This is a genomic window from [Clostridium] scindens, from assembly GCF_019597925.1.
Lineage (GTDB): Bacteria > Bacillota > Clostridia > Lachnospirales > Lachnospiraceae > Clostridium_AP.
In genome coordinates, this window is the sequence record NZ_CP080442.1 from 811,776 (window position 1) to 836,186 (window position 24,411).

Consider the following 24,411-nt stretch of genomic DNA (forward strand, 5'->3'; position numbering starts at 1 on the left):
GCCTTTACCCGCGCTTCTTAACCGAACAAGCTGGAAAGCAGCGGTACAAGGGTCATGCCGATAAGGGCAACGCCGCCGCCCGCCATAAGCTGCTTCATGCCCTGGCTCTTCGCGCCCGGATTGTCATTGCCGTAGCCCTCCATCAGATTGATTACGCCCCAGATACCAAGCCCGGCTCCAAGTGCTACAACAAGGGTCTGCAAAACGTCTACTGCGCTATTGAAAAATGCCATAAATATATCCTTTCTGCCGCGTCTGCGGCTGTCCGGCAAGCGGACAAAAGGCGGTCAGCGTATGGTCGCCGCCGCACAAAAAAACCGCCCTCTGGTAAAGGCGGCTGTCCCCGCGCTGCGTAAGTTCTGCGGCGCGGCGGTATTCAGTTGTAAGGGGTGCGGCTCCTGCCGCTGTGTACTGCGCCGGAAAGTGGGGGCGCGTATCATGTAGCCGGTATGGATAGATGTGATTGCTTCAATCGCTCCTTTCTGTGTCCCGCTGTGCTGCCGGACGTTTTTTTCAGACTTGCGGGAAGTGAATAGCTTGCGTAGCAAGGTGTTCGCTTCCCGCAAGTTCACAAAGGGGTAGCTGCCGCAAGGCAGCGTAGGGGAAGTGTAGCTTCCCCTGTCCCCCGGCGGTCTGCCATGCTGTCACTGTTGCGGGATAAGCCCCCGGCGCGTGACATACTCCGTTGCAAAACGGCGGTGTTCCGCTTCCTTTTCCCGCCAATACTCCCATAATGCAGCGTCGGCGGCTTCCGCAACATTCATTAAAAACCGTTCAAGCTGCTTTTGTTTTTCCTCTGCGCTACGTTTCCTCATGGTCTGCGTCCTCCTGTAAGTCTGCCGCGTCAATCTCGTAATAGTCAAAAACCTCGTCGGGCTTGACAATGGCGGGGCGGCGTTTAAGGTGCTTTTCCATGTCAAAGGCGTTCTTCGGGTCTGCGTCGGACAGGTACTTGTATTTCGGGTGCTTCGTTATGTCGAATTTGTCCGAAAAGAACGGGCGCACCCCTCGTAGCTGCAAGATACATTTCCCTCCGTCCATGACTGCAATTTCATCTTCCGTCATAAGCTGCTTTCCCAATTTCTGATAGTTCAGCCCATGCGAAAGCTCCCGCCCCCTTGTTTCGGAAGTGTTAAAGCTGTCTATCGTTTCTTTTCCTAAAATTTCCGATATTTCTTTAAGGGTGGTTTTCTCCTTGCCGCCCAAGAAAAGCGTGGTGTCGCAGTTGCCGACTATGGTATCGGCGTTGTCCTTGTAGATTGCCTTTAGCTGTGACTGGCTCTGCAAGATGATTGACGCGGATATTTCCCGGCTCCGTATCGTTGCAATGAGCTTTTCAAACTTTGGTATCTGCCCGATATTCGCAAATTCATCAAGTAAGCACCTAACATGGACGGGAAGCCGCCCGCCGTATTCATCATCTGCCTTGTCACAAAGCAAGTTGAATAGCTGTGTGTAAAGGATTGAAACGACAAAGTTAAAAGTGTCGTCGGTGTCGCTGATGATGACGAAAAGGGCGGTCTTTCTGTCGCCTATGGTGTCGAGCTCCATTTCGTCGGTTTCCATAAGCTCCCGCAGCTCCTTAATGTCGAATGGGGCTAACCTCGCGCCGCATGAGATAAGTATGCTTTTTGCGGTCTTGCCCGCCGCAAGTTTATATTTGCGGTACTGCTTGACAGCGAAATGCTCCGGGTCTTTTTCTTCCAGACGTTCAAACATGAGGTCAACCGGGTTCTGGAAATCCTCGTCGTCCTCGCGGGCTTCCGACGCATTTATCATCTCAAGCAGCGTCGTGAAGTTCTTCTCGTCCTCCGGGGCTTCATACCAGATGTAGCCGATTAGCGCGGTGTAGTAGAGCTTTTCCGCTTTCACCCAGAAATCCTCGCCGGATTTTTCCCCGTCGCCTTTGGTGTTGGCGATAATGGTATTGACTAACTTCAAAATGTCCTTTTCGCTCCGCAGATAGGCAAAGGGATTGTATTTCATGGATTTTTTGAAGTTAATCGTATTTAGCACTTTGATACGGTATTTGTACCGCTGTAACATTTTCCCGGTTTCCAAAATCAGTGTTCCTTTCGGGTCAGTGACGATATACGACGTTGGAAAATCCTTTGACGTACATTGCATGAGCGACGGTTTCACAAAGAACCGGGTCTTGCCGCTGCCGGAACCGCCGATTACAAGGATATTTTTGTTTCTTGCGTATTTCGGCTGCTTCGGGCGGCTGTTCATGGTGAGCCGTTCCGTCTGCGTAAGCGGGATATTGTTCTCAAATACCGGGTCGGTGTACGGCTTTATGTCGTCAGTCCCGCCCCAACGCGCCGAACCGTATTCTGTCCCGCGGCGGTATTTCTTCGCGTTCTTGCCTTTGGTGTAGATAATCAGCCGGACAATGACCGCCCCCGCAATGCCGATAAGTAAATCTATCGGGTGGAAGCTCGGCGCGATACTGGAAAAGGCGGCGGTAAAACCGTCCCCAAGATGTAGCAGCTTTGCGCTCGCGTCCGCGCCGGGGGAGAGCCGGACAGCCGCGCCCACTTTATCAAAGAGCCAGACAAAGAGCAGATACGGGAGATTTAAGATAAGCAGCTTCTTGATTTCCGGCTTCATAGCGATACCTCCCTGTCTTTGTTCTTGACCTTTGCCCGTTCCGCGTTCTTGCCCTGTGCAGCTTCTTTGAGGGTAGAGAGCAGCTTTCGGATTGAGGGCTTTTTCTCCTGTGTCAGCTTTTTTGCGGAAAATTCCTTAAAGGCTGCGGTCAGCACGTCCGCGTCCCGCCCCTTGAAGAAAACCAGATAGCGGGGCGGGCTTTCCGTCGCGTCCTTTTTCAGCGCAAAGTCGATACCGTACTTTTTCGCCGTACTCTCAAAGGCTTTGATATTGCCCTCGGTAATCTCAATGTTGGAAACGCCCGCGTTCTGCTTCATAAGCTGCTTTAAGCTCTGCTTGCCCTGTGGCGGTTTGGAAAGCTGCTTTTTTCCCTTTGACAGTATGGCTTTCATTGCCTTTTGGAGCGTCTGCGCGGTCAGCTTCCCGGTCTTGATGTAAAGGGCTATGGTCTTTTCGTTTACTTCGTCCTGCAATTTGTCGCGTCCTCCTTTCGCGTTTCTTTATGGGGCGGCGGTCAGATACGCACCCGCAGCCCGTTCAAGTCCTCGGCTCTGATACCCACAAGATACCAGTTGTCGCCGTACTCAATCCGGGTCGGCTTCCACTTGCCCCGCACGAATACGTCAAAGCACTCGCCGCAATGCAAGCCCCCGTAGTAGCTGTTTAAGTCAAAGCGGATGTCGTAACGGTCGGTGCGCTCGTCAAATACCAATGCTCCTGTCATTTTCTGTGCCATAATAAAATCCTCCTTTTGTTGTTTTACAGGCTTTCGCCCGGTTTGAATGAATAATAGTCCGGGTCGCCGTACTGCGGCTTCTTCGGTGACAGTGCGCCGCTTGCCATGTCATGGGCGACAAGGGAAGTGTAATAATTGCCGATAGTGGACGGGGCGTTGAAAAGGGCTGCTTTCAGATATTGCTTGATGTTGCGGATTTTCGTTGTGTTCTCCCGCATACAGTCAAGCACAAAGCGGATATGCTCGCCGTCCAGTTTCATAAACTTAGATTTCACAAGCTCTGCCGGGTAGTCGTCCCCCGCAATCCGTACCCGCTTTCTGGCGGTGCATACCGTTTCAAGCATGAGGTCTACAATCTCGTCAAGCCTGTCACTGTCAAACTTCATGTCCTGTTTGAGAATGTGGTAGTCGATATTGTCCTTGATGATTTCCCGGTATATATCAACTGCGCTCTGTGCTGTCGCTTCCGTTCCTTTCCGTTCCGGCGGCGTAGCCGCTTCTCTGCAAGGAGAGGGGTTAGGGGAAAGGATAGGAATGGAATGGGTACTTTGTTCATCAGTAATTATTTTTTCTTTTTTTGGTAAGTCAGTTCTTTGTATATCTTTATTTAATTGCGTTGGATTTTCCAACGTAGGTTTTTCCAATGTTGGTTTTTCCTGCGTTGGATTATCCAATGTTGGATTTTCCAATGTAGGTAAATCCGGCGTAGGCGGCTGCGGCTGCTCGAATATCACATAGTCTGCGCCACGCAAGCGTCCTTTCTCGTCGCGCTCCCTTGAACGGACGATATACCCGGCGCGTTCAAGCTCCTTAATGGCTTCGCGGATAGCGTCTATCTTCTCCCGGTTGATAAGGGATAAGCCTTTCAAGGTGTAGTCCCAATCTTCGGGGAGTGACAGCATTTGCGACAACAGCCCCTTTGCCTTTAGGGAAAGCTCCTTGTTGCGTAGGTGGTGGTTGCTCATTACGGTGTAGCCCTTGTTCCGTTCCACTCTGAAAACTGCCATAGTTCATAGCTCCTTTGCTTTGGATTTGTTACGCAGTAGAAGCGCAGTTTCGGGGGATAAGGTATAAATCCCTTGCCGCGCCAGATACACACCCGCAAAACCGCTTGTAGCAAGGCTTTTTCTGCCCCTACTGCGTAACAAGGGCATGAAAAAAGCGGCGTTCCTGTTCTCCCGTATAGAGAGTAAGAAACGCCGCTTCTGCGTCGTATTCAGTTTTTAGTACAATACCCTGCTTGTCCGTCGCTCGAAAAACCTTGATTTTCCAGTGTTTTCAAAAGTATCGTTATCTAACGTCAGCTTTTGACCGCCCCGGTTTCCAAGCCATGCTTGCGGACATAGAGGCCGGGAAAGTCGGCACCGTCATCGTAAAGGACATGAGCCGGTTAGGGCGAAACTACTTGCAAGTGGGATTTTATACGGAAATGCTGTTCCCTCAAAAGGGTGTGCGGTTTATCGCTGTCAATGACAACGTGGACAGTGAAAACGGCGGCATGGACAACGACTTTACCCCGCTGCGAAATCTGTTCAATGAATGGCTGGTGAGAGATACGAGCAAGAAAATCAAGGCTGTCAAGAGAGCCAAAGGCATGAGCGGCAAGCCCATTACCAGTAAGCCGGTATATGGCTACCTCATGGACGAGGACGAGAATTACATCATGGACGAGGAAACCGCCCCCATAGTGCAGAAGATTTACCAGCTTTGCCTTGCGGGGAACGGCCCGACCAAGATTGCCCGTATGCTTACGGAGCAGCAAATCCCCACGCCGGGGACGCTGGAATACCGCAGGACGGGCAGCACCCGCCGCTACCACCCCGGCTATGAATGTAAGTGGGCGACCAATACCGTCGTGCATATCCTTGAAAACCGGGAGTACACCGGCTGTCTGGTAAACTTCAAGACGGAAAAGCCCTCTTACAAGACCAAGCACAGCGTAGAGAACCCCATTGAAAAGCAGGCGATTTTCCCCGGCCACCATGAGCCGATTATCGACGCGGAAACATGGGAGCGTGTGCAGGAGTTACGCAAGCAGCGCAAACGCCCCAACCGCTATGATGAAGTGGGCTTGTTTTCCGGTATGCTGTTCTGCGCCGACTGCGGCAGCGTCCTCTATCAGCAGAGATACCAGACGGACAAGCGGAAACAGGACTGCTATATTTGCGGCAGCTACAAAAAGCGCACCCGCGACTGTACGGCGCACTTTATCCGCACCGACCTTTTGACCGCCGGTGTCCTCTCCAATCTCCGGCAAGTGACGGAATACGCCGCCAAGCATGAGAGCCGCTTTGTCAAGCTGCTTATCCAGCAGAACGAAATCGGCGGCAAGAGAAAGACCGCCGCAGCCACCAAGCAGCTTGAACAGGTACAGGAGCGCATTTCCGAAATCAGCCGCATTATCAAGCGTCTGTATGAGGACAACGTAAGCGGGAAAATCAGCGACGAGCGTTTCATGGAACTGTCCGCAGACTACGAGCAGGAACAGCGGGAACTGAAAGACCGCGCCGCCGGTTTGCAGGAAGAACTGGACAAGTCGCAGGCCGCTACCGTCAACGCGGAGAAATTCATGGGGATTGTGAAAAAGCACCTTGCCTTTGAGGAACTTACCCCCACCCTCTTGCGGGAAATGATTGAGAAAATCGTTGTCCATGAATCGGAATCCCTTGACGGGAAACGTCGGGGAAAACTCCGCAGACAGGAAATCGAAATCTATTATTCTTTTGTCGGCAAGATTGACTTGCCGGAATAAACGCCCGACCTATCCGACGTAATCGCGAAACGCCGGATAGGAACGGCAAAATTTTTTACACTTCTATTACTTCTTTATCGCACATCAGCAAATAGAACGGGAATCCAGCATCTGCAGCAGCATATTGCTGCCGTCTACGGTCAGCGAATAGGAGATGCCAGGATAAATACGGTGATAATCCGTAAGGATATGAGAAAGATTCAGATAGCTGGCAACCCATAAAAGCCCGATGCGGAGCGTTCCATTCTGAAGCTGGCTGTGCTTTTGCATCAGATCCGACAATTGATCGACTTCATTTACGATACGCCTGGCAGACAAATCTGTATGGAGCAGGGAGGATCGTTTCTTCAGAAGAAGCGGCATTTGCGGCAGTGCGCGTTATGGGTACCTGCTTTGCCACCGGACATGCAGCTGGCGTTGGAGCGGCAGTACAGGCCAGGACTGGGCAGGCAGATATCGAAGAGATACGCCGGGAACTAATGGAACAAAATGCATTGATATAGACAGATGGAGTAAGGAGGAAACAGTATGACGTTAGACGAGATCCGTGTACGGATAGATGCAATAGACACGCAGATGAAGCCATTATTTGTAAATCGTATGGAATGTGCGGCACAGGTAGCGGCAGCAAAGGCGAAGACGGGAGGAGACGTATTCGTATTAGAACGCGAGTTGGCGATTATCGAAAAACGCGCATCTGATATTGACGCTGATATCTACGATGAATATGTAGCATTTCTTAGACACATGATGAGCGTTAGCAGAAGATATCAATATGGGATACTTACGGATATGCAGGAGAGAGTCCTTAAGGACGCGCTTGAAGAGTCCGGGTTAGACGGGGCCAAACCTCATGATCAGGTAGAGATTTCATTTACCTGTAAAAAAGAAGCAAGCGATCTTAACCTGTTTATGAATATGATCAGATTGAATAAGGTTGAGATAGACGGTATGAATCTTACGTCAAAAGACGCCATTCAGACGATTGTTATGACACTTGACGGCAATATTCATGACGGCAATATGAAACGCCTGCTCTGCCAGATTGGAAAAGAGGCGGATGGATTCAAAATCCGGGATTTGAAGTAGTATCCTGCCGTATCTACGCAGCGTAGGTTGTAAGTAAATAACTCCTGAATTAAGATAAAGACAGCGAAAGAAAGGAGCGAATATATGAACTACGTTACAGGATATACCATCAGAAGGTTAAGAGAGAAAAAGGGAATTACCCAGAAGCAGCTGGCAGATATGCTGGCAGTCAGTGACAAGACAGTATCAAAATGGGAAACAGGTAAAGGCCTGCCTGATATTGGAATTATCAAGGAATTGGCCGAAGCGCTGCAGGTATCTATTGCAGAACTGCTGACAGGAGACGTGGTGAAAAACGAGAACACTTCAGGGAACATGAAGAAAATGAGTTTTTACGTGTGCCCCATCTGCGCGAATGTGATACAGTCGGTTGGCGAAGGCGCTTTCTGCTGCTGCGGGATCACGCTTCCCAGGCTTGAAGAGGAAGAAAAGGATGATATCCATATGCCGCAGGTGGAAGTTATGGACGGTGAATTCCATGTATTCCTGGAGCATGAGATGACCAAGGAGCACTACATCTCATTCTTTGCATATGTGACATCCAACTATGCCCAGTTTGTAAAACTGTATCCCGAGCAGAACGCAGAATGCCGCTTTACCAGACGGGGGCATGGCGCTGTCTATGCTTATTGCAACAGGCACGGGCTCTATAAAGTGCTGGTCTAATGTGTCTATAAGGCATCCGGAGGGACATTCCGGATGCCTTTTCGTTATAGATGGCTAATAGCAAAACTTATTTTTATACGAATCGTAAATTATGATAGAATAAAAGTAGAAATGATAGATTTTGCATCGTTTTCTGAACACTATTGGCAGTTAGGGATCTTAGAATGGAGATGCATCCTATGAAAAAGATGAAAATGGAATATAAGAAGGCTATGGCAAATGATACGGGAAGGATCGTAAGCCTGGTACATCATACGATCATGACGGTCTATCCCCAGTATTATCCGGAAAAAGTGGTGGATTTTTTCTGCGGCCTTCACTGTGAGAAAAACATCAGGCGAGATGTGGAAAAGGGCAATGTTGGCGTCGTATATTCCGAGGAACGGCTGGCGGGTACGGGCAGTTTTGATGGAAATCATATCACAAGGGTATATGTGGCTCCTGAATTTCAAAGACAGGGATACGGCAGTTTTATCATGGAGCAGCTGGAGGCGCGGATCGGCAAGTATCATGATGAGATTATTCTGGATGCCTCGCTTCCGGCAAGCACAATGTACGAAAGTCGCGGATATAAAACACTGAGGCATGAACGTATAGACGTTGGCGGCGGGGTTATGCTAGTCTATGAGGTTATGAAAAAAGAGCGCAAGGAAAGATGGCTTACATGGGCGGTCGAATTGCAAAGTCTTGCCCAGGCAGGCCTGTACTATGCGCAGGATCGGTTCGATGTGGAGCGTTATGAGAGAATCCGGGAGATCTCTGCGGAAATGGTTTCTTTTAAATCAGAAGTGGGTATAGAGAAGGTAAAGAATTTATTCTGCAGCGAGGCAGGCTACCAGACACCCAAGCTGGATACGCGCGCAGCGATATTCAAGGAGGATAAAATCCTGCTTGTCAAGGAAATGAATGGGACGTGGGCGCTGCCCGGCGGATGGGTGGATGTGGGGCTATCCGTGAAGGAAAATGTAATAAAAGAAGCAAAAGAAGAGGCCGGGCTTGATGTCACGGCGGATATGATCATTGCAGTACAGGATCGGGAGAAGCATAATCTTCCGGCATATACATACAAGATATGCAAGATATTTGTACTGTGTACCTCCATTGGAGGAACATTTAAGGAGAATAATGAGACGATAGACAGCGCCTGCTTTTCCTTGGATGAACTGCCGGAGCTGGCCATCGACAAGAATACGGAAGAGCAGATCGCCATGTGTTTTGAAGCATACCATTCAAAGAATTGGAAAACCTACCTGGACTAACGCCAGGATAAAAGCAAGGAGGAGACTAAAATGTCCCAGGATAGAACCTACATCTGCATAGATTTGAAATCTTTCTATGCTTCCGTGGAGTGTCGGGAGCGTGGGCTGGATCCGCTGACGACGAATCTTGTGGTCGCCGACCCTGAACGCACGGAGAAGACCATCTGCCTTGCGGTCTCTCCTGCGATGCGTGCCAGGGGCGTACCCGGGAGGTGCAGAGTATTCCAGATACCGCCGGACATCGATTATATGATGGCGCCTCCCAGAATGCAGCTTTATATTGACTATTCTGCCGACATTTACGCGATATACCTGCAATACATTTCCAAAGAAGACATCCATGTCTACTCCATTGACGAAGCCTTCATGGATGTCACGGACTATCTGCCTATGTACCGGATGTCTGCCAAAGAACTTAGCATGAAGATTATGGAAGATGTGTATGCAGCAACCGGAATCACAGCCGCATGCGGGATAGGAGCCAACCTGTATCTGGCCAAGATCGCGCTGGATATCACCGCAAAGCATGTGGAGGACCATATCGGAATCCTGGATGAAGAATCCTACAAAAGAACCTTGTGGAGCCATAAGCCGCTGACGGATTTTTGGAGAATCGGGTCCGGCATTGCCAAACGCCTGGAGGGGGCGGGAATCTACACGATGGAGGGCATTGCGAAAGCGGATGAGAATATGCTGTACCGGATGTTCGGCATAGACGCAGAATTGCTGATCGATCATGCCTGGGGAAGGGAAACGACCACCATAGCCGACATCAAAGCCTACAGGCCCAAGGAAAATTCTATCTCAAGCAGCCAGGTGCTGGGATGCGACTATGACTTTGAGGGCGGAAGGCTGATCGCAAAGGAAATGGCGGATCTGCTCTGCCTGGAACTGGTGGAGAAAGGGCTGGTTACAGACTCTATTTCTTTATATGTAGGATACTCCAGACGCCTGCAGAAGAAGTCCGCCCATGGGACTATCACTATGCCCGTAACTACAAGTTCCGCGAAAAAGATCATGGGCTATACCCAAGAACTATTCGAGCAGATCGTCGATAGGAATGCGCCAATCCACAGAGTGACGCTGGCATTCAACCGCGTGGTGGATGAGATGTACCAGCAGTATGATTTATTTACCGATCCTGCGGAGATAGAAAGAGAGCATAAGATACAGAAAACCATGCTTGAGATCAAAGAGAAGTTTGGGAAAAATGCTATCCTTAAGGGAATGAATCTGGAAAAAGGTGCAACCACGATAGAACGGAACAGGCAGATTGGAGGACATAAAAGTGGAGAATAAAATGAGCCGGGAAGATCGGGCAAAACAGTTTATGCCTTTTGCCGCATTAAAGGGATATCCGGAGGCGCTGCGCAAAAAGGAAAAGGTGGTTGTTCAGAAGGTAGAACTTTCCGAAGAATACCAGGAAGAATTAAACGTTAAGCTCTGCCAGGTGCGAAAAAATGACAGGGTGACGGTGGTCTATTTTTGCAAGGATGAATATTTGAAACTGACGGGAATGGTTACAAGGATAGATGAGACGGCCAGAGTGCTGAAGATTGTCAATACGAAGATTGCGTTTGAGGATATCTATGAACTGATCTGCGAGGAGAAAGCGTCCGAAATATAAGGCGGCATAAAATGGGAAGAATAAGAATATATGTTCGAAAAACAATTGAGTTGTTCCTGGTTCTATGGTATTCTAGGGATATGTAAAAGATTCTACATATACTGGGACTTGTAAAAGCGTGCAAAGAAATGATGAGGGATAATGAACAGTAGACTGTGGGGATTAAAGATAACAAGACTCCGCAGTCTTTTTATATTTATCGGAATAGGAATCTGCTAATAAAGGAGGCGGCATATGCATTTAAAGAAGTTGGAACAGAATTTTTCTGTCTGCAAGGTAGAGAATCTGTCAAAGGTGAATTTGGATAGCGAATTCTGTTTTATTGGAAAGACGGATGAGGAAAGATCGGTCGTATGCGTAACGACGGACGTCCCCTGTAATGTCGTAGAGAGGGAGTATGGCTGGAAAGCCTTTCGCATAGAGGGAACCAATACGGACTATATCCTGACTAAGTCAGATAATTATGACAGAGCCATAGAAGTGCTTGAACAGGCAGGATACCAGTTTATATAGACGGGAGAGACAGAATGATCAGGAACGGAGGTGATTTCCATGTCCATGTGGAATCCCTGGCGGGGCTGCCACAGGCATAGCGAAGGGTGCAGATATTGTTATATCCATAAGGGGGATAAGAGGAAAGGGATTGATACCGGGCAGGTGGTGCGTACGGAGCAATTCTATGCGCCTGTGGAAAAGACCAAGTCCGGCATCTATAAGATGAAACCTGGGCAGACGGTGTATCTGTGCTTTTCTTCGGACTTCCTGGTGGAGGACGCGGACCCCTGGCGCAAGGAGTGCTGGGAGATGATGCGGGAAAGGCAGGATCTGCAATTTCTCTTCCTGACAAAGCGGATCGAGCGGTTTGCCGCCTGTATGCCCGCTGACTGGGGCGACGGGTATGAGAATGTAACGGTGGGATGTACCGTTGAAAATCAGGAGATGGCAGACTACCGGCTTGCGATTTTCCAGGAACTGCCGATTAAGCATAAAAATATTATCTGCCAGCCTTTGATTGAGGCGATCGATATCAGGAAATATCTGGGCGGAGTGGAATTGACGGTGGTAGGAGGAGAATCCGACAAAAATGCCCGGCCCCTTTCCTATGAATGGGTACTATCCATCCGGCAGCAGTGTATCAGTCAGAACTGCGCATTTGAATTCCGGCAGTGCGGTACTCATTTTATAAAAGATGGAAAACAATATACGCTTAAGGTAAAGGATTTGGGAAGCCAGGCGAGGAAGGCGAATATTAATTGGAAGGGATGTTGAGATATGAGTAATAAGTATGAACTGATTGACGAAAAGAACTGGAAGCGCGCTATGCATTGCATGGTATTTAGGGATAGCGTTGAACCGGCATTCTGCGTCACGTTCGAATTGGACATCACGAAGTTTTTAAGGAAGATAAAAGAGAGCGGGTATTCATTTACCATGGCTATGATCTTTGTTGTGTCAAAGTGCGCCAATGAGATAGAAGAATTTCGCTACCGTTTTGTTGATGGCCAGGTAGCGCTGTTTGAGCGGATTGATACGGCGTTTACCTACCTTGATCAGGATACGGAATTATTTAAAGTAGTCAATGTGCCTATGCAGGATACCATGGAGGATTATGTAGAACTGGCAGCCAGTACGGCAAGAGAACAGAAGGAATATTTTACCGGACCGCTTGGGAATGATGTATTCCAATTCTCCCCAATGCCTTGGGTATCCTATACGCATATCTCTCATACGAATTCGGGAAAGAAAGATAATGCGACGCCCCTGTTTGACTGGGGAAAATATTTTGAACGGGATGGAAAGGTGCTTCTTCCATTCTCTGTACAGGCGCATCATTCTTTTGTGGACGGCCTGCATGTGGGACGGCTGGCAGAAGCAATCCAGGACTATCTGGATCAGTAGAAGGTAGAGAGGAGGTAAGAGGGATGTGTAGGGAGTGTTATGCAGATGACAACAGAGTCACGCCTCTATTGAATCCGCAGGATTGTCTCAGGAACCATACCCAGTATATCTGTGGATCCTGCGGCCGCTGTATCTGTATCGAGCAAGACGGCAAGCGAGGGCTTCGGAGGTGGAATTTTCCTTTTAAGACGCTGGATATTGCAAAACTTTATCTGCGCACTGCGGATTATACTATGAAAAAGCCCTGCGGGATTTATGAGATCACGAATGCAAAAGGCAGAGTCTCTTATAAGATATTTCCAGGGGAGGAAGAATTGCAGGCTTTTTTGAAAAAGAACAAGGATAAGTCCTGCAACGGCATGGCGCCGGTATTCCGACAGAAGGAGTATCACGAATTCCCGGGCACGCAGGTGCGCAAGATGACAGCGGAAGAGATCGAAAGGTATATGGATGAACGGCAGGCAGCTGGGACTTATATGCCAGGATTAGCAACACAAGAATAAAATGCAGACAGGAGGATCGCACAATGATGAAAGATCCGCAACAGACGATTGGCAATATGGCCGACAAATACAGCACTGCCCTGATTAGTTATATAGACGAAGAGGGGTACCCTGTCACAAAGGCAATGCTTAAGCCCAGAGAACGCCGGGGAATTAAGGAGTTCTGGTTCACCACCAATACTTCTTCCAACAAAGTCAAATGCTTTCGGAAGAATCCAAAGGCAAGTATTTATTTTGTAGATAAGCGGTACTTCCGCGGAGCCAGCCTGGCTGGCACGGTAGAAGTGCTGGGAACTCCGGAGGCAAAGGAAAGAATCTGGCGCGATGGGGATACCATGTATTACCCGGAAGGCGTGACGGATCCAGATTACTGCGTGCTCAAGTTCACAGCAGTGAAGGGCAGATACTATAGCAACTTTAATTCAGAGGACTTCGAAATACAATAACGATTACAGGAGAAACGGATAATATGGACAAGAAGATCGTATGTCTCGGAGACAGTCTGACATTTGGAAGCGTAGGATATTCTTACATACGTTTTCTCAGGCATCCCTTGGAGGTAATTAACAAAGGGGTGAATGGGGATACGACCTATGGTGCTTTGAAGCGGCTAAGGAGGATTGTCGCTTATCCAGAGTATGAAGCGGCAGACACCTATATTGTCGGCATTGGGACGAATGACGTATTGCTGCCATATCTGACCCGGATATCATGGCTGTGGAAACTACAGATGGGACCAAAGTGCAGGCGGCTTCAATGCAAGACGGATATGAAAGAGTTTGCCGTTGAATATGAAAAGTATCTGATACTTCTGGCTAAGAGGCAGAAAAAGGTAATATTGATAGGAATGCCTTATATTGAGTTGAAAGGTTATCCTCATGAATCGATAAGAATCAGAAATAAGATCATTGGGCGCCTGGCAAAAAAGTATGAGGTGCCATTTATTGATATTTATGCTTTGCAGATGGAATTAGCTTCGCAGCCAGGGGAGTATACGTGGAAGCATAGGAATCTGACCCGCTTGACCGAAGGTATATTTATGGCAGTACTTCCATTTACAAAGGACTGGTTTGGACGGATGCGAGGACTAAAACTTACGGTGGACGGCGTCCACTATAATACGGCATCAGCCAAGGCCCTGGCCGGGGAGGTACAAAGACGTTTGGACGAATTGGAGAAGGAGAGAAATCATTGATTAATCAGAAAGAAATGAACAATATTTATGATAACGAACAGTTCTTCGAGCAGTATGCGCAGATGTCGCGCAGCCGTCAGGGACTGTCCGGGGCAGGAGAATGGCATCAGTTTAAGGATATGTTTCCTGATTTGACGGGAAAGCAGGTGCTGGATCTGGGATGCGGATATGGATGGCACTGCAAGTATGCCGTAGAATGCGGCGCAAGCCAGGTACTGGGCATTGACCTGAGCGAAAAGATGATTCAGGAGGCGCAAGGAAAGAATGCAGACCCTAAGATTCAGTACGAAGTCTGCGGATTAGAAACGTATGGCTATCCGGCGGACTCCTTTGACTGCGTGATCTCTAATCTGGTCCTGCACTATGTCAGGGACCTGGATGAGATCTATGGAAGGGTCTATAGAACCCTGAAAGAAGACGGCGTATTCCTGGTGAACATCGAGCATCCGGCTTTTACGGCGGGGATCAATGAAGACTGGGAATATGATAAGAACGGAAATCCAACATGCTGGCCCATTGATAATTATTTTTATCCGGGAGAGCGTACGACCCACTTCCTGGGGCAGCATGTTGTGAAGCAGCACCATACGCTGGAGCAGATCTTAATGGGACTTTTGAATGCGGGATTTCAACTGGAGGCAGTCAAAGAGGCCTATCCTTCTGAAGATATGATGGAGATTCCCGGCATGAAGGATGAGATGCGAAGGCCAATGATGCTGCTGATCAAGGCGGTGAAATAAAGGCTGGATTCGATACGGGAGGTGTCATGAGATATAGTATAAGGCAAATGAAAACTTCGGAGTATCCGCTTCTTGCGGAGTTTTTATACGAAGCAATCTTCGTAAGAGAAGGAGAAGAGCCAGCTCCAAGGAATATCATAGAAAAGCCGGAACTTCAAGTATATATAAAGGACTTTGGCTCGGATAAGGACGATCACTGCTTCCTGGCACAAGCGGATGGAAAAGTGGTCGGCGCCGTCTGGGTAAGGAATGTAAAAGGGTATGGAAATATTGACAATTCGACGCCCGAGTTTGCAATTTCCTTATATAAGGAATACCGGGGATGCGGCATTGGAACGGCATTGATGGACAGGATGCTGCAACATCTGCGGGAAGTCGGTTATGAGAGGGCTTCCCTGGCAGTACAAAAGGATAATTATGCCTTAAAGATGTATCAGGCAGCGGGCTTTTATGTGGTAGGAGAGAACGAAGAGGAATATATTATGGTGAAGGATCTACAGGCTGATTATGAAGCGGATATCCGGGAGATATTGTCCCACAGGAAAGATAATGGCGCGGATCTTTGGACTACGCCGGACAAGAAACTCTTAAAAGGCGCGCCGTTTACCACGCTGGAGAGCGTGCTTTATCTGCGGGAACTGGGCGTTCCCGCAGATGATCCAGTGCTGGAAGATGCGGCGAACCTGATCTTTAGCACATGGAAAGAGGATGGAAGATTCAAGATCTCCCCAAACGGCGGGATCTATCCTTGCCAGACAGCGCTGGCAGCGGTGGCGCTTTGCCATATGGGGTATGCCGCCGACCCGAGGGTGCAGAAGACATTCCGGCATTTTCTTGATACGCAGCAGCCGGATGGCGGATGGAAGTGTAACAAGTATAGTTTTGGCAGAGGGCCTGAGACAGAGCATTCTACTCCCTATACCACGTTAGAGATACTGGACGCATTCCGCTTTACGGATAGAAAAGAAGCAGGTCCCGCGCTTGATCAGGCGGTAGAGTTTCTGTTAAAGCATTGGCAGATCCGAAAGCCCATAAGCCCCTGCCATTATGGCATAGGGACGCTGTTTATGCAGATCGAGTATCCGTTCCGCGGATATGGCCTCTTCCACTATGTCTATGTGCTGTCATTTTATGAATCTGCGAGAAAGGATGACAGATTTAAAGAAGCGCTGGGAGCATTGGAGTCCAAACTAGCGGGCGGGCAGATTGTCGTGGAGCGGGCAGTTCCTAAACTTGCGAAATTATCTTTTTGTAAGAAGAACAAGCCAAGCAAGCTTGCCACGTACCGGTATCAGGAAATATTAGAGAACCTTGAATAGCAAGATTGCAAGGGCCTATGGGAAACGGGAAGAAATAACGGGGGTGTTGAAAGTTGACGGAGAGAAAAGACGTTATCTCCCACTGTCTGACATATAAGAGCGTCTATGAGGATTATCCTTTCCGGGATAAGAATTGGTGCGTGATCCGCCACAGAGAGAATCGGAAGGTCTTTGCCTGGATATTTGACAGGGAGGGCTATGTGTGGGTCAATGTAAAATGTGATCCCCAGTGGAGAGACTTCTGGAGGACGGCCTACAATTCTGTGGTTCCGGCTTACCATTTAAATAAGGCGCACTGGAACTCGATCATTCTGGATGGAACGATTCCGGAAAAAGAGATCAGAAGGATGATCGGGGAGAGTTACGACCTGACAAAGAAAGAGAGGAAGGGATAAGAAGATGTATGAATCAAGATGCGGGATTAGATGCGAGAAGTGTGAGGGAAGAGAAGAAGTGTATTGTAACGGATGCCTGAATATGGAAAAGCCATTCTGGGGCGGCGAATGCAGTGTGAAGAGATGCTGCGAGGAGAGAGGATTAAACCATTGCGGCGAGTGCGAGGATTTCCCGTGCGAAGTTCTTTCATCGATGGGAGTGGAGAAAGGGTATGATCCAAAGCCGAGACTTAGGCAGTGCCGGGAATGGGCAGGCATCCTGGAAACCGAACGTCTATTCCTGCGGCCTTGGAGGGAGTCAGATGCGGAAGAATTATATAAATATGCGAAGGACCCCGAAGTGGGGCCTATCGCAGGGTGGCCGATACATACCAGCATAGAGGACAGCCGGGAGATCATCAGAACGGTGCTGTCTGCGCCCGGAATCTATGCTGTGGTATTAAAAGAAACGAACCTGCCGGTGGGAAGTATTGGACTGACGGCAGGGGCTGCCAGCAATATGGATCTGGGACCGGAAGAAGCCGAGATAGGATATTGGATTGGAGTACCCTACTGGGGACAGGGACTGATTCCAGAGGCTACGAAAGAAATCATGCGGCATGGATTTGAGGATCTAAGGCTTAAGACGATCTGGTGCGGATATTTTGAAGGCAATGAAAAGTCGAAGCGGGTACAGGAAAAATGCGGATTTCATTCCCATCATATGGAAAAGGACAAACTCTGGCCTCTGATGAATGACATTCGGACAGAGTATATTACTTATATAACCAGAGAAGAATGGGAAGAACAAAAAAGACAAGGAGGAGTGACAGGATGTTAGAACTGCCAGAGGTGATACATATTTCCAGACAGTTAGGCGAACAAGTGACCGGCAAAAAAGTCATCCGCGTACTGCCGCCTACGAAGAACCATAAGTTCTGCTGGTATAACGGCGCTCCGGAAGAATACGCAGAGATGATAGAAGGGGCGGCTATAGAAGGCGCGGAAGGCTTTGGGATATATGTGGAAATCAGATTTTCCAATGGCTGTAAATTGTGCTTTAATGATGGAGTAAATGTCCGTCTGATCAAAACCGAGGCGCTGCCAAAAGCCTATCAGCTGGCGATAGCCTTCGAGGATGGGGAGGCTCTTGTATTTACCGTGGCTATGTATGGCGGAATCATACTCCACCGAGGAGAGTATGATAATGAATACTATCAGAAGAGCCGGGAGGCACTGTCGCCATTTTCCGGAGAATTCCGTGCCTATTATGATAAAGGGATGGCTCAAAGCAAGCAGACACTGAGCGCCAAGGCATTCCTTGCTACCGAGCAGAGATTCCCCGGAATCGGGAACGGAGTGCTCCAGGATATCCTGCTGGAGGCGGGAATCCATCCGAAGCGCAAGATCAATACGCTTGAAGATACGGATAGAGAAAAGCTATTTTCCTGCACTTTATCCGTACTTCAGGAGATGATCGACCAGGGAGGAAGAGATACAGAGAAGGATATCTTCGGCAATCCTGGGGGATATAAGACGAGGCTGTCGAAGAATACCTATAAGTCCGGCTGTCCGCATTGCGGGGGAGAAATTGTAAAGGCGTCATATCTGGGAGGGTCCGTCTATTTTTGCCCGAAGTGCCAGCCCCTTTGATTGAAGGCTCTTAGCAGATATCCAACAAAATTTCAGTTGCTGTATTGCAGAATCGGGCAAGATAAATTACAATAAATATGATTATATAAGTTCATAATAAGGTTGAGCGTTTCTACCAGCTGCCGTAAATAGTTGATTATGATCCCAGCAGGATTGTAATTGGCTATTTACGGCAGATTTTATTTTAAGGAGGAGAAAAAATGGAATACAAGAGTCTGGATATGGAAGCCTATAATAGGAAAAGTCATTTTGAATACTTTAGCAGCCTTTCATACCCTTATGTAGGAACAACGGTAAATGTAGAGATTACCAATGCATTTGAGAAAATTAAGGAGAGAAGGCTGCCCTTTTTTCTTACATTTTGCTATTTGGTATCAAGGGCGGCAAATAGTGTAGTCCAGTTCCGGCAGCGTATAATGGACGGCGGTATTATTGAATTTAAAGACTGTATGACTTCTCATACGGTTGCATTAGAGGATGAGACCTACTGCTATTGCACCCTGGACAGTTCTATGCCGTTTTCTGATTATCTGCCTTATGCTGTCAGGGCGCAGGAAAGCGCAAAAATGCAAATGGGCATTAAGGAGGAAAAAGAAGAGACGCTGGATAAGATATTCATCACAACGCTGCCATGGATCTCCTATACATCCCTGCTACAGCCGGTCCCCATGCCGGCGGACAGCAATCCGAGAATATCCTGGGGAGGATACTTTAGGCAGGAAGAAAAGGTTATCATGCCAGTTTCCGTATTATGTAATCACGCTTTGGTGGACGGCAGGCATATGGCAAGATTTTATGAGTCTTTGAATGAACAAATTTTAATGTTTTGAATTTCTGGTTTTATGGCACACTAATCTGTACAAGCATTTCAAATTTGTATATAATAAGCACGGAGGAAGTATGATGGAAATAAGGGAAGGATATATGCCTTTCATGGGGTATCGGACATATTACCGCATGGTAGGAACGCAGACGGGGAATAAGAAGCCGCTGATTCTGCTTCATGGAGGTCCAGGCTCGACCCATAATTATTTTGAGGTTCTGGATCGGCTGGCAGAGGAAGATGGCCGCCAACTGGTGATGTATGACCAGATCGGATGCGGGGAGTCATATGTAGAGGACAGGCCGGATCTGTGGAATGCAGAAGTCTGGATACGGGAACTGGAAGAATTGAGAAGCCATTTGGGCCTTTCCCAGGCGCATCTGCTGGGACAATCCTGGGGTGGGATGCTTCTGCTGGAGTATCTATGCAATCATGAGCCGGAAGGAATTAAAAGCATCATTCTTTCCAGTACGCTGCCGGCATCCTGGATGTGGGGCCAGGAGCAGATGAGAATGGTCAGATACCTGCCGCAGGAAATGCAGGACGCTATTGAAAAGGCAACGGCATCCGGAGACTATAGTGATCCCGCATATGTTGAGGCAGAGGCAGAATATATGCGCCGCCATGCGGCGGAAACGCCCAAGGAGGATGCGCCGGATTGTCTGAGGCGTCCGGTCAGGAAAGGATTAGAGGCTTATATCACCGGGTGGGGGCCCAATGAATTTACGCCTCTTGGGACATTGAAAGATTATGACGTGACGGGACAGTTAAGGGATATCAAGGCGCCAGCGCTGATTGTAAGCGGCGGGGATGATCTTTGCACGCCATACATTGCCAAGTATATGTATGACAGAATCCCTGAATCCAGATGGGAGTTGTTCCGCACTTGCCGTCATATGTGCTTTGTAGAAGAAAATGAGCAGTACATCAAGCTGTTGAAAGATTGGCTGAATGCCAATGACGAATGAGAAAATAGTTAGAAAAAGGTTAGGGAATGAGACTATGGAAAGAAGAAAAGGCTTTATTGCCGCATTTATGGCGGGGCTTTTGTGGGGGGCGTCAAGCCCGATCGCCCAGTTTTTATTTGAGAGCAAAGGGGTCGTATCAGAATGGCTGGTGCCTTACCGCCTGGTAATGGCAGGCATCCTGCTGCTTTTGTATGCAGTCATAATTAAGAAGCAGAATCCGGTTGAGATATGGAAAGACAGAAATGAGGCAATCCGCCAGATCGCGTTTTCTGTTCTGGGAATGATGGGCATGCAGTACACGTTTTTTGCGGCCGTTCAGGAGACAAACGCAGGTACGGCAACCATCTTCCAGTATCTGAATCCGGCAATGCTGATCTTATATTTCGCGGTAATATACAGAGTCGCGCCGAAGGCAAAGGAGATCATCGCGGTTTTATGCTCTGTATCGGGAATCTTCCTGGTGGCGACTCATGGCAATATCCACGCGATGTCCATCTCGCCGAAGGGAATCATCATAGGGCTTCTGGTGGCACTTACCACTTGCTTCTATGGCGTGATTCCCGGCCCGCTTCTTAAGAAGCATCCGGCGGAGATGGTGTGCGCCTGGGCAATGGTGATTGGCGGTGCGGTCTTAATGGTCGTGACCAGGCCGTGGAGGATGACGGTCCAGATTGACTGGCAGGTAGCGGCAGCATTCCTGTCCATCGTAATCCTTGGAACCATCTTCCCATTCTGCTTCTACCTGGCAGCCCTAAAGAGCATAGGCTCGGTCTACGCGGGCCTGCTATCAAGCGTAGAGCCAGTAGCCGCGACGGTGCTGGCAGCCCTCTTCCTTGGGACTACCTTCCAGGCCATTGATGTGGTGGGATTCGTGCTGGTACTGTCCACCATGTTTATCTTGAATTATAAGAATACATAAGAAATTATAATACATTCCAAGGATTTGGCTTGCCCTGATCTACCAAAAGACAGCTTTCCAGGGAATGCTTTACCATATCGCTGATCGCCTGATCGGTATAGAAGGCCATGTGGGGAGTCACGATAACATTGGGGAATCCCCGGAGGATGTAGAGGTCGCGTTTGTCCAGGATGTCGGACTTTCGGTCAAAATAGTACATGCCGAATTCGTTTTCGATTACATCCAGGCCTGCAGCGCCTATTTTGCCAGATTCGATATTTTCGATCAGCGCCTTGGTATCAATCAGGCCTCCACGGGCGGTGTTGATCAGAACCACTTGATCTTTCATCTGCGAGATGGAAGATTCATTGATCATATGGAAATTGTCATCGGTCAGGGGCATATGAAGCGTGATCAGGTCAGATTGGGCATACAGAGTATCCAGATCCACATAAGTGGCGCAGGCCTTTGCTTCTTCATTTTCATGTAAGTCATAGGCAAGGATGCGGCAGCCAAATCCCGTAAGATTACGAATGACAGAACGTCCGATTCTTCCGGTGCCAACTACGCCTACCGTAAGGTTGGGCAATTCCCGGCCCTGGATTCCCTGTAGGGAGAAATCATTGAGTTCGGCCCTCTGCATGATGCGTTTCATTTTCCGTAAGGACATCAGCATAAGCATCAAGGTGTAGTCTGCCACGCAGTTGGGAGAATAGGTGGCGTTGCCAACCTGCATTCCAAGTTCTCTTGCCTTATCCAGATCGATATGATCATAGCCGACGGTGCGGGTAGAGATCATGCGGACGCCTAAGTCATGGAATCTCTGGACCAGCATGGCGTCAACCTTGGTGGTGATAATACTGATATATTCATAGCCTTTTGCAAGGCTGGCATTTTCAAGAGTCGGGGCGTCGGGGCTGGTACCCAGTTCGATGCCGTACTCATTGCTGAAATGGGTAAACCATTCGGCCTCGTCAAATTCTCTGTAACTATACACAAATACTTTCATAACGGTTGCTCCTTTTATCATATATTTCTTATGGACGGGCATATCGATACGCCGATCCACAACGCTATTATAGCACCAAATAAGAAAAGCGCGAAAATAAATTGACTTTCAATTCCTACAGTTGTAAGATGTATACAAATATGTATCTGAGTATAAGTGTTCTAAGGAGGTATCCATGAAACGTAAAAAGATTATAGGGACAATGGCCGCGATACTGATCCTGCTGATCGTAGGAGCCGTGGCAGTCGTGCTGGTAAGAAGGCCCTTTGATGCGGGAAAGCCAGATGAGTTGCTGGCTGATTATTTTGCATGTATTGAAAAAGGCGCTTATGACAAGATGTATGGCATGCTGGATGAAGAGAGCAAGGCCAATATCTCTAAAAAAGATTTTGTTACCCGGAATCAAAAAATATACGAAGGCATTGAAGCAAAGAATGTGAAGATCAGCGTAAAGGATGCCAAGAAGACGGATGGAGGTGAGAAGGTATCCTACCTTACATCCATGGACAGCGTGGCAGGAAAGATCGAGTTTGAAAATCAGGCGATGTGTACCAGAGACTCCTATTTTGATGAGTTCAAACTCTCCTGGGATGACAGCCTGATCTTCCCGGATATGAAGGATACGGATAAAGTGTCCGTATCCACCAGCCAGGCGGTCAGAGGCCAGATACTGGATCGTAATGGCAATATGCTGGCAGGTCCTGGTACAGCGCCGTCCGTCGGGCTGGTGCCAGGAAAGATGTCCGAGAACAAAGAAGCGGATATCGCCCAGCTGGCCGGCCTCCTGGGAATGACAGAAGAGGAGATTAACAGCCAGTTATCAGCAGCATGGGTTACGCCTGACTCTTTCGTGCCATTAAAAACCCTGAACAGCCAGCAAAGCCAGGAATTGACGGAACAGCTTCTGACGATTGCCGGGGTTCTGATCAATGATACGGAAGTAAGGACCTATCCTCTGGGAGAAAAGGCAGCACATCTGATCGGCTACGTGCAGAGCGTGACGGCAGAGGATCTGGAAGAACATAAAGGAGAAGGCTATACCAGTTCAAGCGTGATTGGCAAGAGCGGGATCGAAGGACTGTATGAGAAGGAACTCAAAGGCGAGAACGGCGTCAAGATCTCTATTATGACGGAGGATGGCGTGGAAAAGAACGTAGTTGCATCCGTGGATAAGCAGGATGGAGAGAATATCCGGCTGACCATTGATTCGGATCTGCAAGGGCTCGTCTATGACCAGTTCAGGGAAGATAAGAGCTGCTCGGTGGCCATAAACCCGTTTACCGGAGAAGTGCTTGCACTGGTCAGCACGCCTGCTTATGATGACAATGAATTTATTCTTGGCATGTCAGGCGAGCGTTGGGATCAGCTGAACAATGATGAGAATAAGCCTCTGTATAACCGGTTTCGGCAGGTATGGTGCCCAGGATCTTCCTTCAAGCCGATCACGGCGGGAATTGGCCTTACCACCGGAACCATCAATCCGGATGAGGACTATGGAAGCGAGGGGCTTAGCTGGCAGAAGGATGAGAGTTGGGGGGATTACCATGTAACGACGCTTCATGAGTATTCTCCTGTGAATCTGGAAAACGCGCTGATTTATTCAGACAACATCTATTTCGCTAAAGCGGCCTTAAATATCGGCGCGGACAATCTGATGAAGTCGCTGAAACTGCTGGGATTTGGTCAGGAACTGCCCTTTGAGATCAAGATGTCCCAATCCCAGTATGCCAATGACGGGGGAACCATCGATTCAGAGATACAGTTGGCGGACAGCGGCTACGGGCAGGGACAGATTCTTATCAATCCACTGCATCTTGCCACCTTATATACTTCCATCCTCAATGACGGCAATGTGATCCGGCCTTATCTCACCTACAGCGAGACGCCAAAGAGCGAAGTATGGATCGCCCAGGCGTTTTCATCCGATGCGGCCTCCAGAGTGAAGACTGCGCTTGAAAAAGTGGTCAATACCCCGGAAGGAACCGGGTATGGGGCACACCGGGAAGATATCGCATTGGCGGGCAAGACGGGAACTGCCGAGATCAAGGCAGACCAGAACGATACGACGGGCACGGAGCTTGGATGGTTCGGCGTATTTACAGAAGATGCTGCCGCACAGAAGCCAGTTCTTCTGATGAGCATGGTGGAGGATGTAAAGGACCGGGGCGGAAGCGGCTATGTAGTGGATAAAAGCGCGGCCGTCCTGCAGGGATATCTTCCATAATAAATATTTATTTATGAAGTAGGACGAAACTCCGGAACATATACTGTCAATAAAGGCATATGTTCTG

The 24,411-nt window shown here is 48.6% G+C and carries 29 protein-coding genes, 4 pseudogenes and 1 riboswitch; of the genes and pseudogenes, 25 read left to right on the forward strand and 8 right to left on the reverse strand.

The features are described from left to right. Positions 1–17: 17 nt before the first annotated feature. Positions 18–233, reverse strand: a complete 216-nt coding sequence (locus K0036_RS03775; RefSeq protein ID WP_004607953.1) for a Maff2 family mobile element protein — start codon at positions 231–233, stop codon at positions 18–20. Positions 234–294: 61 nt separating this feature from the next. Between K0036_RS03775 and K0036_RS03780 the strand changes: the two genes are divergently transcribed. Continuing rightward, positions 295–444 (forward strand): hypothetical protein, encoded by a 150-nt coding sequence (locus K0036_RS03780; protein WP_004607952.1) that lies wholly within the window; start codon positions 295–297, stop codon positions 442–444. Positions 445–644: 200 nt separating this feature from the next. Here the strand turns inward: K0036_RS03780 and K0036_RS03785 are convergent, their stop codons facing one another. Genes K0036_RS03785 through K0036_RS03805 form a run of 5 tightly spaced genes read right to left on the reverse strand, consistent with a single transcriptional unit; the run spans position 645 to position 4,353 of the window. Next, on the reverse strand, positions 645–815 hold the full coding sequence (locus K0036_RS03785; RefSeq protein WP_002569167.1) for a hypothetical protein: 171 nt from the start codon (positions 813–815) through the stop codon (positions 645–647). Further along, positions 802–2,610 carry a VirD4-like conjugal transfer protein, CD1115 family gene (locus K0036_RS03790; protein ID WP_004607523.1) on the reverse strand — a complete coding sequence of 603 codons (1,809 nt, stop codon included), beginning with the start codon at positions 2,608–2,610 and terminating at the stop codon, positions 802–804. Before K0036_RS03790 ends, K0036_RS03785 begins: the two co-directional genes overlap by 14 nt. After that, positions 2,607–3,083 carry a PcfB family protein gene (locus K0036_RS03795; protein ID WP_004607524.1) on the reverse strand — a complete coding sequence of 159 codons (477 nt, stop codon included), beginning with the start codon at positions 3,081–3,083 and terminating at the stop codon, positions 2,607–2,609. The genes K0036_RS03790 and K0036_RS03795 overlap by 4 nt, the downstream gene beginning before the upstream one ends. A gap of 41 nt (positions 3,084–3,124) precedes the next feature. After that, positions 3,125–3,346, reverse strand: a complete 222-nt coding sequence (locus tag K0036_RS03800) for a DUF5348 domain-containing protein (protein WP_002569164.1) — start codon at positions 3,344–3,346, stop codon at positions 3,125–3,127. Between the two features lie 23 nt (positions 3,347–3,369). Beyond that, positions 3,370–4,353 (reverse strand): DUF6017 domain-containing protein, encoded by a 984-nt coding sequence (locus K0036_RS03805; protein WP_130574565.1) that lies wholly within the window; start codon positions 4,351–4,353, stop codon positions 3,370–3,372. A gap of 299 nt (positions 4,354–4,652) precedes the next feature. Here K0036_RS03805 and K0036_RS03810 point away from each other — a divergent pair. Beyond that, positions 4,653–6,098, forward strand: a pseudogene (locus tag K0036_RS03810) (recombinase family protein); the annotation flags it as partial. Positions 6,099–6,182: 84 nt separating this feature from the next. Here the strand turns inward: K0036_RS03810 and K0036_RS03815 are convergent. Next, complete coding sequence (locus K0036_RS03815) at positions 6,183–6,461, reverse strand: hypothetical protein (RefSeq protein ID WP_259283385.1); 279 nt, start codon at positions 6,459–6,461, stop codon at positions 6,183–6,185. An 8-nt stretch (positions 6,462–6,469) separates the two neighbouring features. Between K0036_RS03815 and K0036_RS03820 the strand changes: the two genes are divergently transcribed. The 22 genes and pseudogenes from K0036_RS03820 to K0036_RS03925 all read left to right on the forward strand — a co-directional run bounded on the left by K0036_RS03820 (position 6,470) and on the right by K0036_RS03925 (position 21,132). Then, positions 6,470–6,601 (forward strand): hypothetical protein, encoded by a 132-nt coding sequence (locus K0036_RS03820; RefSeq protein WP_259283386.1) that lies wholly within the window; start codon positions 6,470–6,472, stop codon positions 6,599–6,601. Positions 6,602–6,626: 25 nt separating this feature from the next. Then, positions 6,627–7,187 (forward strand): chorismate mutase, encoded by a 561-nt coding sequence (locus K0036_RS03825; protein ID WP_220430778.1) that lies wholly within the window; start codon positions 6,627–6,629, stop codon positions 7,185–7,187. A gap of 84 nt (positions 7,188–7,271) precedes the next feature. Then, a complete protein-coding gene (locus tag K0036_RS03830; RefSeq protein ID WP_220430779.1) occupies positions 7,272–7,853 on the forward strand; it encodes a helix-turn-helix domain-containing protein in 582 nt (193 codons plus the stop codon). Between the two features lie 260 nt (positions 7,854–8,113). Next, a pseudogene (locus K0036_RS19505) lies at positions 8,114–8,389 on the forward strand (GNAT family N-acetyltransferase); the annotation flags it as partial. A gap of 96 nt (positions 8,390–8,485) precedes the next feature. Beyond that, a complete protein-coding gene (locus K0036_RS19510) occupies positions 8,486–9,112 on the forward strand; it encodes an NUDIX hydrolase N-terminal domain-containing protein (RefSeq protein WP_220431268.1) in 627 nt (208 codons plus the stop codon). Positions 9,113–9,142: 30 nt separating this feature from the next. Beyond that, positions 9,143–10,411 carry a DNA repair protein gene (locus tag K0036_RS03845; protein ID WP_220430780.1) on the forward strand — a complete coding sequence of 423 codons (1,269 nt, stop codon included), beginning with the start codon at positions 9,143–9,145 and terminating at the stop codon, positions 10,409–10,411. Next, on the forward strand, positions 10,401–10,739 hold the full coding sequence (locus tag K0036_RS03850) for a YolD-like family protein (RefSeq protein ID WP_330592194.1): 339 nt from the start codon (positions 10,401–10,403) through the stop codon (positions 10,737–10,739). The genes K0036_RS03845 and K0036_RS03850 overlap by 11 nt, the downstream gene beginning before the upstream one ends. A 234-nt stretch (positions 10,740–10,973) precedes the next feature. Then, positions 10,974–11,252 (forward strand): hypothetical protein, encoded by a 279-nt coding sequence (locus K0036_RS03855; protein WP_220430781.1) that lies wholly within the window; start codon positions 10,974–10,976, stop codon positions 11,250–11,252. Positions 11,253–11,291: 39 nt separating this feature from the next. Continuing rightward, complete coding sequence (locus tag K0036_RS03860; RefSeq protein ID WP_025645136.1) at positions 11,292–12,008, forward strand: DUF5131 family protein; 717 nt, start codon at positions 11,292–11,294, stop codon at positions 12,006–12,008. A gap of 3 nt (positions 12,009–12,011) precedes the next feature. Continuing rightward, positions 12,012–12,638 carry a CatA-like O-acetyltransferase gene (locus tag K0036_RS03865; RefSeq protein ID WP_220430782.1) on the forward strand — a complete coding sequence of 209 codons (627 nt, stop codon included), beginning with the start codon at positions 12,012–12,014 and terminating at the stop codon, positions 12,636–12,638. 23 nt (positions 12,639–12,661) lie between these two features. Continuing rightward, the gene (locus K0036_RS03870) at positions 12,662–13,141 is read left to right on the forward strand and encodes a hypothetical protein (protein WP_220430783.1); all 480 of its coding nucleotides are present in this window, start codon (positions 12,662–12,664) and stop codon (positions 13,139–13,141) included. A gap of 26 nt (positions 13,142–13,167) precedes the next feature. Further along, positions 13,168–13,587 carry a pyridoxamine 5'-phosphate oxidase family protein gene (locus K0036_RS03875; protein WP_220431269.1) on the forward strand — a complete coding sequence of 140 codons (420 nt, stop codon included), beginning with the start codon at positions 13,168–13,170 and terminating at the stop codon, positions 13,585–13,587. Positions 13,588–13,610: 23 nt separating this feature from the next. After that, entirely contained in the window at positions 13,611–14,336 is a 726-nt protein-coding gene (locus K0036_RS03880) for an SGNH/GDSL hydrolase family protein (protein ID WP_025645130.1), read from the forward strand. A 14-nt stretch (positions 14,337–14,350) separates the two neighbouring features. Beyond that, the gene (locus K0036_RS03885) at positions 14,351–15,076 is read left to right on the forward strand and encodes a class I SAM-dependent methyltransferase (protein WP_220431270.1); all 726 of its coding nucleotides are present in this window, start codon (positions 14,351–14,353) and stop codon (positions 15,074–15,076) included. 26 nt (positions 15,077–15,102) lie between these two features. After that, positions 15,103–15,564: pseudogene (locus tag K0036_RS19645) on the forward strand (GNAT family N-acetyltransferase); the annotation flags it as partial. 884 nt (positions 15,565–16,448) lie between these two features. Continuing rightward, entirely contained in the window at positions 16,449–16,790 is a 342-nt protein-coding gene (locus K0036_RS03895; RefSeq protein WP_025645126.1) for an MmcQ/YjbR family DNA-binding protein, read from the forward strand. A 4-nt stretch (positions 16,791–16,794) separates the two neighbouring features. Then, positions 16,795–17,043 (forward strand): annotated as a pseudogene (locus tag K0036_RS19515) (DUF3795 domain-containing protein); the annotation flags it as partial. A gap of 27 nt (positions 17,044–17,070) precedes the next feature. After that, positions 17,071–17,610, forward strand: coding sequence for a GNAT family N-acetyltransferase (locus K0036_RS03905; RefSeq protein WP_244095205.1), 540 nt, complete (start codon positions 17,071–17,073; stop codon positions 17,608–17,610). Further along, a complete protein-coding gene (locus K0036_RS03910) occupies positions 17,604–18,422 on the forward strand; it encodes a DNA-formamidopyrimidine glycosylase family protein (RefSeq protein ID WP_220430785.1) in 819 nt (272 codons plus the stop codon). Before K0036_RS03905 ends, K0036_RS03910 begins: the two co-directional genes overlap by 7 nt. A gap of 61 nt (positions 18,423–18,483) precedes the next feature. After that, positions 18,484–18,581, forward strand: a riboswitch (purine riboswitch). Positions 18,582–18,622: 41 nt separating this feature from the next. Beyond that, on the forward strand, positions 18,623–19,252 hold the full coding sequence (locus K0036_RS03915; RefSeq protein ID WP_220430786.1) for a CatA-like O-acetyltransferase: 630 nt from the start codon (positions 18,623–18,625) through the stop codon (positions 19,250–19,252). A 70-nt stretch (positions 19,253–19,322) separates the two neighbouring features. Further along, positions 19,323–20,213, forward strand: coding sequence for a proline iminopeptidase (gene pepI, locus K0036_RS03920; protein WP_330627217.1), 891 nt, complete (start codon positions 19,323–19,325; stop codon positions 20,211–20,213). Positions 20,214–20,247: 34 nt separating this feature from the next. Beyond that, complete coding sequence (locus K0036_RS03925) at positions 20,248–21,132, forward strand: DMT family transporter (RefSeq protein WP_044955594.1); 885 nt, start codon at positions 20,248–20,250, stop codon at positions 21,130–21,132. Between the two features lie 4 nt (positions 21,133–21,136). On the opposite strand, the gene K0036_RS03930 is transcribed toward K0036_RS03925, so the two are convergent. Further along, complete coding sequence (locus tag K0036_RS03930; RefSeq protein WP_025645117.1) at positions 21,137–22,120, reverse strand: D-isomer specific 2-hydroxyacid dehydrogenase family protein; 984 nt, start codon at positions 22,118–22,120, stop codon at positions 21,137–21,139. 175 nt (positions 22,121–22,295) lie between these two features. Here K0036_RS03930 and K0036_RS03935 point away from each other — a divergent pair, with 175 nt between their 5' ends. After that, positions 22,296–24,344 (forward strand): penicillin-binding transpeptidase domain-containing protein, encoded by a 2,049-nt coding sequence (locus tag K0036_RS03935; protein WP_220430787.1) that lies wholly within the window; start codon positions 22,296–22,298, stop codon positions 24,342–24,344. Positions 24,345–24,411 lie beyond the last annotated feature (67 nt).